Genomic DNA, 13,406 nt, shown 5'->3' on the forward strand with positions numbered 1-13,406 from the left:
GTGGAGGAACAGGGCGGTCCAGGGCGGGAGTTGAACGCGTATGAGCGGGTTCTCGCGGAGGACCGTCGGGTCGTGCGCGAGATGCTCCGTGTGAGTGTCGGCGGCGCACATGCCGGGCTCGCCCTGGCGATCCTCGTCGTGGCCTTGTTCGCCGCCGTCGGCGGCGCCGTGTGGGCCCTGGTCGTCGGTGGAGCGGTCGTGTTCTGGTTCACCGCCGCCCTGATCCTGGTGGTCGGTGGCGGGCGCCGCGGGCGGGCCGCGGTCACGCGCGCCTACCTCCTCGCTTTCGGCTGGGCCGGCTGGCTGTGATCGCCGTAGGGGTAGGGCCGGGGGACGGTGCCGGGGGAACCCGGCGGCTTCGGCCGCCCGGCCGGCGGTCCGTCGGCCGGGCTGTGGACCGGCGCGCACCCGACCGCCCCCCTCCCGGACGTCATGGGAAGGCTCTCGGGAACCGGGGCCCGGACGTAAACTGGAAGCGACCCGCGTCGTGCCCGGCAGGAGCCCGACGGAAGGGGGCGCCGTGACCACATGGCCCATACTCCGCGGGCCCGGTGCGACGGTCTGGGCACCCGAGACGGTCACGGCCGATCCGTACAACGCCCAGACCCCGTGGGCCGCGCTCGCCGAGCCCGTCACCCCCGTGGGCGCCCTCTTCGTACGCGACCACTTCGGCATCCCGCGGACGGCACCCCGTCGGTGGCGGCTGCGGCTCCGTGGAGCCGTGGCCGAGCCGTTCGACATCGGCTACGACGAGCTGCTGACGATGGAGCGCCGGGAGTTCGACGTCGTCGTGGAATGCGCGGGGAACGGTCGCGGTCAGATGTCGCCCCGGCCGCCGGGGCTGCCCTGGGGGCAGCGGGCCGTCGGATGCGCGCGCTTCGCGGGGGTGCCCTTCCAGCGGCTCGCCGCCCTGGCCCGGATCGACCGGGCGGCCGCGGAGATCGTCTTCGCCGGAGCCGACTCCGGCACCGTGCACGGCCGCCGGGCGGTCTTCGAGCGGAGCCTCCCGCTCGCCGTGGCCCTCCACCCGGACACCCTGCTCGCCACCCACATGAACGGCGAGCCGCTCGCGCCCGAGCACGGGGCGCCGGTCCGGCTGGTGGTCCCCGGGCGGTACGCGGTCGCCGACGTGAAGTGGCTGGTCGAGGCGCGGGCCGTGAGGGAGCCCTTCGCCGGGGTCTTCCAGGCCGAGGAGTACGTCTACCGCGCGTCGCGCGGCACCCCCGACGGGCCCGTGACGACCCTCCGGGTCAAGTCCTTCATCACCGCCCCCGAACCCGACGCGGCGGTCCGCCGAGGCCACGAGACCCTGGTGCGGGGCCGGGCCTGGTCGGGCGACGGGGTTCCCGTGCGGCGGGTCGAGGTACGGGCCGCGTACGAGGACGTGGACGGTGCCGGCGGTGAGGACGGCCTCGGGGGCGAAGGCCCTTCCGGCGACGGCGGGGTCGGCGACGAGGAGTGGCACGAGGCCGTCCTGGAGCCGCCGTCCGGGCCCTATGCCTGGACCGGCTGGTCGTACCGGTGGACGCCCCGCCGGCCCGGCCCGTACCGGCTGCTGGCCCGCGCGACCGACGGGCACGGCGACACCCAGCCGGCCCGGGCGCCGTGGAACGCCGGGGGTTACGGCTGCAACCCCGTGGCGTCCGTCGGGGTGGTCGTCGTGTGAGGGCCCCGGGAGACGGCATGAGCGAGATCGAGATCATGACGACCGTGCCGCTCGGTGACACCAGTTACCTCCTCGTCAGCGGCGACGAGGCCGCGCTGGTCGACCCGCAGCGGGACAGCTGGGGGCTGATGGAGTCCTGCGCCTCCAGGGGCGTACGGATCCGGTACGTCCTGGAGACGCACGTGCACAACGACTACGTCTCCGGTGCTCTGGAGGTCCGTGCGGCGACCGGCGCCACGGTGGCGGGCCCTGCCCGCGCCGCGTACGCGTTCGCTCACCTGGGGCTGGCGGAGGAGGACGAGATCGTCTTCGGCGACGTGACCGTACGGGCGATGGAGACGCCCGGGCACACCGCGGAGCACACCTCGTACCTCGTCTTCGACGACACGCGGCAGCCGCCGACGGCCGTCTTCACCGGAGGCAGCCTCCTCGTCGGCCAGGCCGGCCGCACCGACCTGTCCGGGAAGGACCGCACGGAGGAGCTCGCCCGGGCGCAGTTCCGTTCGCTCCGACGGCTGGCGCTGCTGCCGGACGCCACGCGGGTGCTGCCGACGCACGGAGCGGGGAGCTCCTGCGCGGCCGGCCCGGTGGCGGGGGCCAGGACGACCGTCATGGGCGCCGAGCGGCGCGCCAACCCCGCGCTGACCACCCGGGACGAGGAGGAGTTCGTCAGCGGGCGCATGACGGACCTGCCGCCGTACCCCGCCTACTACCGGTACATGGCGGGGATCAACCGGTCCGGGCCGGACGTGCTCGGCGGCCCGCCCGTGCTCCGGCCGCTCACGCCGGCCGCGGTGGAGGGCCTGGCCGGGGGCGGCGCGCAGATCGTCGACGGTCGCGAGCGCGGAACGTTCGCCGCCGCCCATCTGCCCGGCTCGCTCTGCGACGAGCTGGACGACCGCTTCGCGAGCCTGGTCGGCGAGGTCGTGCCGTTCGGTACGCGCCTGGTGCTCGTGCTGCCGGAACCCGCCGGGGAGGCGGCCGCCGAGGCGGTGCTCCAGCTGCTGCGGATCGGGTACGAGAACGTCGCGGGGTATCTGGCGGGCGGTACGGACGCCTGGGCCGCCGCCGGCCGCCCGCTGCGGGCCTTCCGCACCGCGGACGCGTCCGAGCTGGCCGGGCGCGTCGCCGGGAGGCGGGTGCTCGACGTACGCCCGGAGCGCCCCGAGGGCGGGATTCCCGGCACGCTCGCCGTGCCGCTCGCCGAACTGCCCGGGCGACTCGGCGAGATGCCCCGGGACCGCGAGATATGGACGGTCTGCGGGAGCGGGCGCCGGGCCGCCCTCGCGGCGAGCCTCCTCGACCGGGCGGGCATCTCCGTGACGGCGGTGGTCAGGGGTGGTGTGGGGGACCTGACGGCACCTGCGTGACGGGGAAGGGCGCAGACGGGGGCCGGGGGGCGGCCGGGGAGGCGGTCGGTCCGGTGCGGGCTCCGGGCGGGCCGTCCTGTGCGGAATCGCCGTTCCGGTGGGGTGCCGGGGATGCGGTCCAGGACGGTCCGGGCGGCGGTAGGAGCCCGAGGTGGGCCCAGGCGGCGGGTGTCGCGACCCGCCCCCGGGGCGTCCGGGCCAGCAGCCCCTCCCGGACCAGGAACGGCTCGGCGACCTCCTCCACCGTCTCCCGCTCCTCTCCCACGGCGACCGCGAGGGTGGCCAGGCCCACCGGTCCGCCGCCGAACAGCTTCAGCAGGGCGTGCAGCACGGCCTGGTCCAGGCGGTCCAGGCCCCGGCCGTCGACCTCGTAGACCCCCAGGGCCGCGGAGGCGATCTCGCGGGTGACCACTCCGTCCGCGGTGACCTGGGCGTAGTCCCGTACCCGGCGCAGCAGGCGGTTGGCGATGCGGGGCGTGCCGCGGGAGCGGCCGGCGATCTCGGCGGCGCCCGCGGGCTCGATCTCCACCTCCATCAGCCGGGCGGAGCGGTGGATGACGCGCTCCAGTTCGGCCGGCTCGTAGAACTCCATGTGCCCGGTGAAGCCGAAGCGGTCGCGCAGCGGCGGGAGCAGCATGCCGGCCCGGACGGTGGCGCCGACGAGGGTGAACGGGGGCAGTTCGAGGGACATGGCGGTCGCGTCGATGCCGGTGCCGACGACGATGTCGACGCGGAAGTCCTCCATCGCCAGGTAGAGCATCTCCTCGGCGGGCCGGGACATGCGGTGGATCTCGTCGAGGAAGAGGACCTCGCCCCCGGTGAGCGAGGCCAGGACCGCAGCCAGGTCCCCGGGGTGCTGGATGGCGGGGCCGGAGGTCATGCGCAGCGGGGCTCCCATCTCCGCGGCGATGATCATCGCCAGGGTGGTCTTGCCGAGTCCCGGGGCCCCGGAGAGCAGCACGTGGTCGGCGGTGGCGCTCCGCTGCCGCGCGGCCCTGAGGACGAGGTCGAGCTGCTCACGGACCCGTTCCTGGCCGATGAACCCGTCCAGGTCCTTGGGGCGCAACGCCGCCTCGGTGGCCCGGTCCTCGCCGTTGGCGGGGGCCGCGACCGGCGGGTGGGCCCGCTCCGCGGCGACGGTCCGGCCGAGGGCGGTCCTGCCCGGGGCCGGCGCCTCGTCCCTGGGCGGGGCGTCCCTGGGCGGGGCGGTGCCGGGGAACACGGTGCCGCCCCGGTCCACCGGCGTCCGCCTCGCGCCGGGGTGAGGGAGCGGCGGGCTGGTCTTCACGGCTCGGCCGGGGTGCCGTCGAGGAGGACGCGGGGGGCCGGGCCGCTCGCGGTCGGCGGGGTCGACCCGGTGGGGCGCCGACCGGTCGGGGCCGGCGGGGTCGACCCGGTGAGGCGCCGACCGGTCGCGGCCAGGTCGAACGGCGCGGTGCCGCCGGGTGCGGCCGCTCGGTTCGCCGTGCCCGCCCGGGGCTCCGCCGCCGGGGCCTCCGGCTTCGTCCCGATGCCCAGCTTCTCCCTGGCCTTCTTCTCGATCTCGGCGGCGAGGTCGGGGTTGTCCTTCAGGAAGTTGCGGGCGTTCTCCTTGCCCTGGCCGAGCCGGTCGCCCTCGTACGTGTACCAGGTGCCGGACCTGCGGACGAGGCCCTGCTGGACGCCCAGGTCGATCAGCTCGCCCTCGCGGCTGATGCCCCGGCCGTAGAGGATGTCGAACTCGGCCTGCCTGAACGGCGGGGCGACCTTGTTCTTGGCCACTTTGACGCGGGTGCGGTTGCCGACCGGTTCGGTGCCGTCCTTGAGGGTCTCGATGCGGCGGATGTCGAGCCGTACCGAGGCGTAGAACTTCAGCGCCCGGCCGCCGGGGGTGGTCTCCGGCGAGCCGAACATCACGCCGATCTTCTCGCGCAGCTGGTTGATGAAGATCAGCGTGGTTCCGGCGTGGCCCAGCGCGCCGGCGATCTTCCGGAGCGCCTGGCTCATCAGCCGGGCCTGCAGGCCGACGTGCGGGTCGCCCATCTCGCCCTCGATCTCCGCGCGCGGCACCAGCGCGGCGACGGAGTCGACGACGATGAGGTCCAGGGCGCCGGAGTGGATGAAGGTGTCGGCGATCTGCAGGGCCTGTTCGCCGTTGTCCGGCTGGCAGACCAGCAGGGCGTCGGTGTCGACGCCGAGCCTCCTGGCGTAGTCGAGGTCGAGGCCGTACTCGGCGTCGATGAACGCCGCGGTCCCGCCCGCCTTCTGCGCGTTGGCCATGGCGTGCAGGGCCAGGGTCGTCTTGCCGGAGGACTCCGGGCCGTAGATCTCCACCACGCGGCCGCGCGGCAGGCCGCCGACGCCGAGGGCGAGGTCCAGGGCGATCGAGCCGGTGGGGATGACCTCGACGGGGACCTCCGGCTCGTCCCCCAGACGCATCACCGAGCCCGTGCCGAATCGTTTTTCGATCTGGGCGAGGGCGATTTCGAGCGCTTCCTCGCGGTCCTGTTCCTTCATGGGGTCCGCCTCGGATGGGTGCGGTGTGGGGTCGCGGCCGGCGCACGGGTGCGCCGGCCCGTCAGAAGGGGTGCGTCTCCTCGCGGGGGGCGTGTCGTCCGTCCCCGGCGGGGACCGGCCGCTCGTCGCCGTCGGGCCGGGTGAACGGGTCCTCGGCGGAAGGACGGGTGCCGCCGCGGGAACCGGCGGGGACGCCGGTGTGCGGGGGCTTGGTGATCGTCGCGGAGACGAACCGCAGCGACGGGCCGATCTCGTCGGCCTCCAGCTCGATGACGGTCCGCTTCTCGCCCTCCCGGGTCTCGTACGTCCGCTGGCGCAGCCGTCCCTGGACGATGACGCGGGTGCCGCGGGTCAGGGACTCGGCGGCGTGCTCCGCCTCCTGCCGCCAGACCGAGCAGCGCAGGAACATCGTCTCGGCGTCCCGCCATTCGTTGCTCTGCCGGTCGAAGGTGCGGGGTGTGGACGCGACGGTGAAGTGCGCGACCGTGTCGCCGGACGGGGTGAGGCGCAGCTCGGGGTCGTCGGTCAGGTTGCCGACGACGGTGATGACGGTTTCACCGACCATGGTGGCTTTCCTCTCGTGCGACGGGGGATTCCTCACCCGTGCCTGTGCGAGTTCGACGGGTGGCCTCGTGCTCCTGCCTCGGCGGGGGTTCGGGGAGCCCGGCGGCGAGGAGCCGTGCCCGGTGGGCGGGGGCCCTCCTCAGCGGGATGCCGAGCCCGGGGACGACGCAGGGACGGCCCGCGGCGGCCCCGCACCAGGGACAGGGCACGCGGAGGACGCGGACGCGCGGGTCGTGCTCCGGGCCGGTGAGGTGGGAGGGCGGGCCGCCCGGGGCGGCGGGTACGCGCTCGGCTCGCCGCCCCGGGGTCCGCCGCCCCGAGGCGATCGCGGTCACCAGTTCGAGGAGTTCCGCGCGATAACGGCGGGGGTCGTCGGGGTCGCTGTCCGGGAGCGGCAGCGGGTTGCGGGCGAGCCGCTCCTCCCGGATCGCCCGTACCTCGGCGCGGATGTCGGAGGCTGCGATACGGGACCGCTGCCTGCCCAGTCTGGTCACGGCCGCCCGTACATCGGCGACGTCCAGGTCGGCGAGCAGCAGGTGCCAGGCGTCCGTCGTGGTGTCCTCCAGGTGCATCGACGGGCACATCGCCGCGACGAGGGCGACGAGTTCGGCCGTCTCGGCCGGCAGCATGCGTTCTTCCCTTCCGCGGGGGGACGTCCCGGCCGGCGCCGGCGCGCCGCCTCCCCCCGCCTCCACCGGCTGCCGGTACACGTACAGGACGGCCCCGCAGGCGCACCGCAGCCGCTTGTCGTCCTCGAGCGTCCAACGGCCGCAATCGAGGTGACCGGCCCGGGAGACCAGGAACCACACCGTGCCGAGGGTGTCCCGGTCGGAGTGGGCGGTGACGGCGGTCATGGGTCCTCACCGCCCCCGAGGGGGAGCAGACGGCTCAGGTCGAGCATGCCGGTGCGCCAGGCGCGGGCGATCCGTTCCCGTCCGCCAGGCAGGGGGCGCAGGCTGAACGACCGCGGTTCGGAGGAGGACAGCACGCCCAGCCCCGGGATCGCCTCGCCGGTGTACGGGTCGGCGACCGGGTCGAGGCAGGTCAGCCGGGCGAGGAACTGCCGCTGCCAGCCGGGGTGCACCCGGACCAGCGTCTCCACCTCGCCGGGGTGGTTGTCGGCCACCCAGGCGGTGAAGGCCTCCTCGTCGGCGACCACGACCGTCGGCCCGGGGTCGACGAGGGTGAGGGTGGCGATCGGCGTGTCGTCCGGCAGGGTCACCCGGACCGACTTCAGGTTCAGCTCGGCGCGGGCGGCACGCAGCCCTTCGAGGACCTCGTGGCGTTCGGTCCGGTACTCGGTGTCGACGGCGTCGCGCAGCACCCGGAGGACGGCGACCCGGGTGGCGTGCTCCTTCAGGCTCATGCGGACGCGCCCTTCCGCTCGTTCCCGTTCTTCCGCTCGGTCCCGTTCTCCCGCTCGGTCCCGTTCTCCCGCTTGGCTCCGGCCCCGGACTGGACGTCCTCGGCGACCCTGTTCCTGGCCGCCGCGGTGCCGTGGCGCACTATCAGCTGGCCGAGGGTGCAGGTCTCCCCGGCGTCGTCCAGGACGGCGGCGCCGAGCAGGTTGTGCCGGCGGGCCTCCTCGTACAGGGCGCGCAGCTCCTCGTGGCCCGCGCCCGGCGCGGTGGCCGCCGTGACGTAGTCGGAGACGGAGAGGGTGGGCTTGCCGGCCTCCAGCCAGCTGAGGACGGCCTCGGCGAACTCCGGGCCCGGCGCGTGGAGCACCGTCCCCGACAGCGGCTTCGCCCGGGACTTGGAGATCACCAGGGTGTTCTCGTGGTCGAGATCGCCGACGATGTCGAATTCGTACTCGATGCCCTCCCGCTGCTCGGGCTTGAGCCCGATCTTGCGCGGCACCTTGCGGCCGCGCTCGTCGGCCTCCACCACGTACTCGGTCTTGGTGCGCATGGTGACGATGAGGTGGCCGGGGTAGGCGAGCAGGGCGTCGATCATCGCCCGCTCCTGGGGGCGGGCCTCCTTCCAGCCGGCGAAGCTGCCGCCCGATCCGAGGCGCTTGGCCGCGTTGTCGACCTGCTCCAGCATCCCGCCGGTGCCGGACCAGAAGTGGCTCAGGGAATCGACGATCATGACGTCGTAGCCGTCGTGGGCGGCCACCGCGAGCGCGTCGACGAGGGTGGTGGGCTGGAACGTCGTCAGCGGGAGGGTGTCGAAGGCGAACTCGTCGGCGTACTTGGCGGCGCTGCCGTGCTCGGTGTCGATCAGGGCCACCCGCTCGCCGAGTCCGGTGGCGGTGACCAGGGCGGTGTAGGTCTTGCCCGACCCGGTGGGGCCGGCGAGCGCGATGCGGGCCTTGGCCTGTTCCTTGGTGGCGGGGGTGAAGGTGAGGTTCACGCCGTTCTCCTGGCGTCTGCGATGGCGGTTCCGGCAGGACGTGCCCCGCACGACCGCCCTCGTATCGAATGTGTATTCGAATTACTACCTGTATCCAGCCTAGGTACCCAAGGGGGAACAATCCACCCTTTTTGGTGAGAAAAATCCAGAAAGGGAGGAAATGTCAGCAGAGAAGCGTATAATGCCCTCCCGCACGCATGCGGGTGTCGGGCGCCTCCGGTCTCAGCCGGCGCCGTCGGCCGGGCGCTCGCCCTCCCCCGCGGCCGGGTCCGCGGCGACGGTCAGGGGATAGGGCGGCGGGGTGCCGCCCCAGGCCGGGCACAGCGCCCGATGGGGGCACCAGTCGCACAGTCGGCTCGGGCTCGGGGGCCAGTCGCCCGTCCGCGTCGCCCGCCCGATCGCGTCCCACAGCGCCAGCAGCTTGCGCTCCACTGCCCGCAGATCGGCCTCCGTCAGGTCGTCGGTGAGCACGTCCCCGCTGCCCAGGTAGACCAGCCGCAGACCGCGTGGCACGGTGCCGCGCAGCCGCCACAGCACCAGGGCGTAGAACTTCAGCTGGAACAGCGCGTCCGCCGCGTACGCGGGCGGGGGCGCCCGGCCGGTCTTGTAGTCGACGATCCGCACCTCGCCGGTCGGCGCCACGTCCACCCGGTCGATGATCCCGCGCAGCCTCAGCCCGGAGTCCAGCGTGGTCCTGACGGACAGCTCCCGCTCCGCGGGCTCCAGCCGGGTCGGATCCTCCAGGGTGAACCACCGCTCGACCAGCTGCTCCGCCGTGGCCAGCCACTCCGCGACCCGTTCCGGGGCGGGCGCCCCGTCCCCGTCCCGCTCGAACAGCTCCGCGAGCTCCGGCCGCGCCGCCAGCAGCCGCTCCCACTCGCCCGTCACCATGGCCCGGGCCCTGGCGGCCGTGCGCTCCGCCGCCGGGAGGTCGAAGAGCCGCTCCAGCACCGCGTGCACCAGGATGCCCCGGGTCGCCGCCGCGTTCGGCTTCTCCGGCAGCCGGTCGATCACCCGGAGCCGGTAGAGCAGCGGACACCGCATGAAGTCGCCCGCCCGCGAAGGCGACAGCGACGACGGCGGCGCGGCGGGCCGGGGTGCTGCGGGCGGGGCCGGTGCGCCGGATGTGTCGATCGGCCGCACGCTCCCGACCTTACGCCGGAGGCCGGCGCCGCGCCGTACTCCGACACCCGCTCCCCCGTGGACGGCCTACCGGCGTTCGAGCGTGACCACCTCGAACTCCTCAAGGCCGCAGATGGCCACCCCGGTCTTCGTGACCGCTTCGCCGCGGGCCGCCGACTGCTTGCCGCGGGAGGCCGCCAGCGCGGCCTGATCGGCGTAGACCACACCCACGCTGCCCCGGCCCCTGGTCCGGTCGAGGAGCATCGCCGCGGTCTCGAAGCCCTCGATGGCCTGCAGCTTGGGCAGCGTGGCGTTCCGGAACGTCTCCACCAGCAGGTCGGCGCCGGACGGGTCGATCTCGAACCGGGTCAGGCGGAAGCCCGCGCCGGCTCCGACCTGCGCGGGAGAAGCGAACACCGCCGCCTCCCAGCCGTCGACCGTCACGGTGTTCGCGAACGGCGCCAGCATCGTCGCGCGCCGCTCCTTGAGCTGGTCGTCGCTGTCCCGCATCGCCCGCTCGCCCTCCCACCAGGAACCCGTGAGGACCTTGCCGAGCTCGCGGTCGACGAACAGGGCGAAGCCCCGGTATCCGGGCTGGCCGGCCAACGCCCTGGGGGCCTCCTCGCGGAGTGCGTCCACACACGCGTCGATCCTGGCGGGATCACCGATGGCGTAGATGGTGCGAACGTACATGGGGTGCGCTCCTGTTCATCGGGCCGACGCCCGCCGGGACGGCGGTCTCGTCCTCACCACTCCCATCCGAGACGCCCGCGCGGCCGGGAGCAACGCGGACGGACCGTTCGGGCGAACGAGGCGTGAGGCGGGCGGGCCGGGGGGTTCAGCCGGGGCCGGACCGGTGCTCGGTGATCCAGTGGGCGGCGAGGAGGCCGGAGGCGGCGGTGAGGAGGGCGGCGGCGATGACGGTGGCGTTCAGGCCGAGGAGGTCGGCGAGGAGGCCGGCGACGAGGGCGCCGACGGCGTAGCCGATGTCGCGCCAGAAGCGGTACGCGCCGAGGGCGTTGGCACGCCAGGCGGGGTGGGCGTGGTCGGAGACGGAGGCGATGAGGGCCGGATAGACCATGGCCGTGCCGAGGCCGAGTGCGACGGCGGAGAGGACGCCGGCGAGCAGGGGCCGGTCCAGCAGCGCGAGGGCGATGACGAAACCGCCGGCCTGGACGAGCATCCCGTGGACGATCAGCGGTTTGCGGCCGATGCGGTCGGCGAGATGACCGGTGGGGATCTGCCCGAGGCCCCACAGGATCGGGTACAGGCCCTTGATCAGGCCGACGGCGGCGAGGCCGAGGCCGTGGTCGGTGAACAGGAGGGGGAAGACGCCCCAGGTGAGACCGTCGTTGAGGTTGTTCACCAGGCCTGCCTGACTGGCGCCGCGCAGGGAGCGGTCGCGCCAGGAGGTGCGGGCGAAGGCGGCCTTCAGGCCCGTGTCCTCGCCGGTGGGCAGGGGCTCGGTGTGGTGGGCGAGTTCGAGGGCGACGTGGGCGGCGGTGTCGCGGACCACGAGGGCCAGGGCGAGACCCGCCACGACGAAGACGACGCCGATGAGCTCGGGGGTCGGACGCAGGCCGTGGCTGGTGGCGAGGTAGCCGGTGAGCAGGGCGGTGACGCCGACGGCGGTGTAGCCGGCGGCCTCGTTCAGTCCTGTGGCGAGGCCGCGCCGCGAGGGGCCGACGAGGTCGATCTTCATGTTGACGGTCATCGACCAGGTCAGGCCCTGGTTCAGGCCGAGCAGGACGTTGGCGGCGACGATCCAGCCCCACGACGGTGCGTACGCGAGCGCGAAGGGGACGGGGACGCCGATCAGCCAGCCCGCCACGAGGAGTTGCTTGCGGCGGAAGCGGGAGGTCAGTGCCCCGGCGGCGAGGTTGGTGAACGCCTTGGTGAGACCGAAGGCGATGATGAAGGAGAAGACGGCCAGGTCGCTGGTCAGACCGAACGTCTCGGAGCCGATGAGCGGGACGGTGGTGCGTTCCAGGCCGACCAGTCCGCCGACGCAGACGTTGACGACGACCAGCAGCGTGAACTGGAGCCGGTTCTCGCGCAGGCCGAGGCGTACCGGACGGCCGGCGGCCTGTGCCGGTGCGGTCGGGACGTGGGCGGTCTTCACGGGCGGGTGCCCTCCGCGCCCCGGACGAGCCGCTCACCGCGGCCGTCGCCCGGGTCGACGGGGCGGGCGCTGTCGCCGGGTCCTTCGTCGGCCGGCGGAATCGGGTGTTCTTCGGGGAATCCCATCGTGCTGTCGTCCTTCACGAGCAGAAGGGGCGGGCGGGAGGCGTCACCGTCCGACATCCATTACAGTAATCCATAGATATTTGGAGGATGCAATGCGGGATGCCACCACCAGCGGCGCGAAGGCCGCCCTCTACGACGCGTTCGCCGCCAGCGGCAAGGCGCTGGCCAGTGGCAAGCGCCTGGAGCTGCTCGATCTGCTCGCGCAGGGCGAGCGCACCGTGGACGCGCTGGCGAAGGCCGCCGGGCTGAACCTGACCACCGCCTCGGCGCATCTGCAGACCCTCAAGCAGGCCGGTTTCGTCGCCACCCGCCGGGAAGGCGTACGGATCCACTACCGGCTCGCCGGCGACGACGTCGCCCGGCTCTTCGCGCTGCTGCGCAAGGTCGCCGACCGCCACCAGGCCGCCGTCCCCGCCGCCCGCGACGCCTACCTCGGCGAGGACGGCGCCGCCGAGGTCACCCACGAGGAACTGCTGGCGCGGGTCGAGGCCGGCGACGTGGTCGTGCTCGACGTCCGGCCGCCGGAGGAGTACCTCGCGGGACACATTCCCGGGGCGCTCAGCATTCCGGTCGCCGAACTGGCCGACCGGATCGGCGAGCTGCCCGAGGAGACCGAGGTGGTCGTCTACTGCCGCGGCGAGTACTGCGCGCTGGCCCACGACGCCGTACGCCTGCTCACCGGCCACGGCCGACGGGCGATCCGGCTCGACGACGGCATGCTCGAGTGGCGCCTGGCCGGCCTTCCCGTGCGCGCAGGGGCGACGGCGTGAACGACGCCCCCCGGCGGCCTTTCCCCTACGGGACGGTGTCCGGTACCCGTGAGGACCAGGGGCGGGCGCGTTCGAGCCGGCCGGCCAGTCGGAACAGCGCGGCCTCCTCGGTGGAGGTCATCTCGCCCAGGGGAAGCGGTGGTTGGGCGAGGGTCGGCGCGCGGAAGGCGCCGTAGCGGGTGAGGAAGCGGGCGACGGTGCGGGCGAACGACTTCAGGGTGGTGACGGCCAGCAGGTAGTCGCCGGTGAAGCGCCGGCCGGGCGTCTTCCCCGTCGGCCCGCACTCTCGTGCCCGTCGCCCCCGCCGAGCGGCTCCGGTCGTCCTGCGACCGCGCGGAGGAAGGCTCACGCGTAAGGCCCACTCCGTCGTGCGGTGGGCCGTCGGTGCTGCGAGGCTGGCCGGGACCCGGGAGCGGGCGTGACCGCGTCTGTCTCCGTGTACGGCAGGCGGAGGAGGAGTCGTGGCGTCTCTTGCCCGGATTCCGCTGGAGGGCGGGGGCTACGTCCTGGTCGAGGCTCCGACCGCGGCGGAGGGACCGGTGAAGGCCGGCCGCATCGGTGACTCCATCCATGACCTGCCGGAAACGCTGCAGGAGGCGCTCGGGCCGGTGACGGCGGCGGCACGCGTGGCCCTCGACCAACTGCGCAAGGCCCGCCCCGACGACATCACCGTCCAGTTCGGCATCGACCTCTCGGTCGCGGCCGGGGCGGTGATCACCAAGACCGGTGCCGGCTGCCATCTGACGGTGACCGTGGCGTGGAAGGCAAGCGGTTCCGACCGTCCTCGCACCGTGTCCGATAGAGCGGGGTGATCCG

Annotated in this window: 16 protein-coding genes; 5 read left to right on the forward strand and 11 right to left on the reverse strand. The window is 74.0% G+C overall.

The features are described from left to right. Positions 1-72 precede the first annotated feature (72 nt). The 3 genes from ACH4TP_RS07610 (at position 73) to ACH4TP_RS07620 (ending at position 3,036) form a co-directional block, all read left to right on the forward strand. Positions 73-309, forward strand: coding sequence for a hypothetical protein (locus tag ACH4TP_RS07610; protein ID WP_389237169.1), 237 nt, complete (start codon positions 73-75; stop codon positions 307-309). Between the two features lie 211 nt (positions 310-520). After that, positions 521-1,666 carry a molybdopterin-dependent oxidoreductase gene (locus ACH4TP_RS07615; protein WP_398436346.1) on the forward strand — a complete coding sequence of 382 codons (1,146 nt, stop codon included), beginning with the start codon at positions 521-523 and terminating at the stop codon, positions 1,664-1,666. Between the two features lie 17 nt (positions 1,667-1,683). Beyond that, a complete protein-coding gene (locus ACH4TP_RS07620; RefSeq protein WP_398436348.1) occupies positions 1,684-3,036 on the forward strand; it encodes a rhodanese-like domain-containing protein in 1,353 nt (450 codons plus the stop codon). Here ACH4TP_RS07620 and ruvB read toward each other — a convergent pair. From ruvB to ACH4TP_RS07670, 10 genes are all read right to left on the reverse strand, one after another. Further along, on the reverse strand, positions 2,999-4,276 hold the full coding sequence (gene ruvB / locus ACH4TP_RS07625) for a Holliday junction branch migration DNA helicase RuvB (RefSeq protein WP_398436350.1): 1,278 nt from the start codon (positions 4,274-4,276) through the stop codon (positions 2,999-3,001). The genes ACH4TP_RS07620 and ruvB overlap by 38 nt on opposite strands. A 44-nt stretch (positions 4,277-4,320) precedes the next feature. Then, positions 4,321-5,532 carry a recombinase RecA gene (gene recA, locus ACH4TP_RS07630; protein WP_398436352.1) on the reverse strand — a complete coding sequence of 404 codons (1,212 nt, stop codon included), beginning with the start codon at positions 5,530-5,532 and terminating at the stop codon, positions 4,321-4,323. Positions 5,533-5,593: 61 nt separating this feature from the next. Then, positions 5,594-6,097, reverse strand: coding sequence for a single-stranded DNA-binding protein (gene ssb / locus ACH4TP_RS07635; RefSeq protein WP_389237179.1), 504 nt, complete (start codon positions 6,095-6,097; stop codon positions 5,594-5,596). Further along, complete coding sequence (locus tag ACH4TP_RS07640; protein WP_398436354.1) at positions 6,087-6,950, reverse strand: hypothetical protein; 864 nt, start codon at positions 6,948-6,950, stop codon at positions 6,087-6,089. The genes ssb and ACH4TP_RS07640 overlap by 11 nt, the downstream gene beginning before the upstream one ends. After that, a complete protein-coding gene (locus tag ACH4TP_RS07645; protein ID WP_398179455.1) occupies positions 6,947-7,462 on the reverse strand; it encodes a hypothetical protein in 516 nt (171 codons plus the stop codon). Before ACH4TP_RS07645 ends, ACH4TP_RS07640 begins: the two co-directional genes overlap by 4 nt. Beyond that, positions 7,459-8,451: an ATP-binding protein gene (locus ACH4TP_RS07650; RefSeq protein WP_398436356.1), complete on the reverse strand. Its 993-nt coding sequence runs from the start codon at positions 8,449-8,451 to the stop codon at positions 7,459-7,461. The genes ACH4TP_RS07645 and ACH4TP_RS07650 overlap by 4 nt, the downstream gene beginning before the upstream one ends. 222 nt (positions 8,452-8,673) lie before the next feature. Continuing rightward, positions 8,674-9,594 (reverse strand): RecB family exonuclease, encoded by a 921-nt coding sequence (locus tag ACH4TP_RS07655; protein ID WP_398436358.1) that lies wholly within the window; start codon positions 9,592-9,594, stop codon positions 8,674-8,676. A gap of 66 nt (positions 9,595-9,660) precedes the next feature. Continuing rightward, positions 9,661-10,266, reverse strand: a complete 606-nt coding sequence (locus ACH4TP_RS07660; protein WP_398436359.1) for a hypothetical protein — start codon at positions 10,264-10,266, stop codon at positions 9,661-9,663. 145 nt (positions 10,267-10,411) lie between these two features. Then, on the reverse strand, positions 10,412-11,695 hold the full coding sequence (locus ACH4TP_RS07665) for an MFS transporter (protein WP_398436361.1): 1,284 nt from the start codon (positions 11,693-11,695) through the stop codon (positions 10,412-10,414). Then, positions 11,692-11,877: a hypothetical protein gene (locus ACH4TP_RS07670; RefSeq protein WP_398436363.1), complete on the reverse strand. Its 186-nt coding sequence runs from the start codon at positions 11,875-11,877 to the stop codon at positions 11,692-11,694. The genes ACH4TP_RS07665 and ACH4TP_RS07670 overlap by 4 nt, the downstream gene beginning before the upstream one ends. 35 nt (positions 11,878-11,912) lie before the next feature. Between ACH4TP_RS07670 and ACH4TP_RS07675 the strand changes: the two genes are divergently transcribed. Continuing rightward, positions 11,913-12,590 (forward strand): ArsR/SmtB family transcription factor, encoded by a 678-nt coding sequence (locus ACH4TP_RS07675; protein ID WP_398436365.1) that lies wholly within the window; start codon positions 11,913-11,915, stop codon positions 12,588-12,590. Positions 12,591-12,615: 25 nt separating this feature from the next. On the opposite strand, the gene ACH4TP_RS07680 is transcribed toward ACH4TP_RS07675, so the two are convergent. Then, complete coding sequence (locus ACH4TP_RS07680) at positions 12,616-12,939, reverse strand: hypothetical protein (RefSeq protein ID WP_398436366.1); 324 nt, start codon at positions 12,937-12,939, stop codon at positions 12,616-12,618. Between the two features lie 112 nt (positions 12,940-13,051). Here ACH4TP_RS07680 and ACH4TP_RS07685 point away from each other — a divergent pair, with 112 nt between their 5' ends. Beyond that, on the forward strand, positions 13,052-13,402 hold the full coding sequence (locus tag ACH4TP_RS07685; protein WP_398436368.1) for a CU044_2847 family protein: 351 nt from the start codon (positions 13,052-13,054) through the stop codon (positions 13,400-13,402). The last annotated feature ends 4 nt before the right edge of the window (positions 13,403-13,406 follow it).

The organism is Streptomyces sp. NPDC021012, assembly GCF_044333355.1.
In the GTDB taxonomy this organism is placed as follows: domain Bacteria; phylum Actinomycetota; class Actinomycetes; order Streptomycetales; family Streptomycetaceae; genus Streptomyces.

Excerpts from the sequence above, each read along its gene's own strand:
- ACH4TP_RS07620 (WP_398436348.1), top strand. The coding sequence starts at position 1,684 with ATGAGCGAGATCGAGATCATGACGACCGTGCCGCTCGGTGACACCAGT.
- recA (WP_398436352.1), bottom strand. The coding sequence starts at position 5,532 with ATGAAGGAACAGGACCGCGAGGAAGCGCTCGAAATCGCCCTCGCCCAG.
- ssb (WP_389237179.1), bottom strand. The coding sequence starts at position 6,097 with ATGGTCGGTGAAACCGTCATCACCGTCGTCGGCAACCTGACCGACGAC.
- ACH4TP_RS07640 (WP_398436354.1), bottom strand. The coding sequence starts at position 6,950 with ATGACCGCCGTCACCGCCCACTCCGACCGGGACACCCTCGGCACGGTG.
- ACH4TP_RS07645 (WP_398179455.1), bottom strand. The coding sequence starts at position 7,462 with ATGAGCCTGAAGGAGCACGCCACCCGGGTCGCCGTCCTCCGGGTGCTG.
- ACH4TP_RS07660 (WP_398436359.1), bottom strand. The coding sequence starts at position 10,266 with ATGTACGTTCGCACCATCTACGCCATCGGTGATCCCGCCAGGATCGAC.
- ACH4TP_RS07670 (WP_398436363.1), bottom strand. The coding sequence starts at position 11,877 with ATGTCGGACGGTGACGCCTCCCGCCCGCCCCTTCTGCTCGTGAAGGAC.
- ACH4TP_RS07675 (WP_398436365.1), top strand. The coding sequence starts at position 11,913 with ATGCGGGATGCCACCACCAGCGGCGCGAAGGCCGCCCTCTACGACGCG.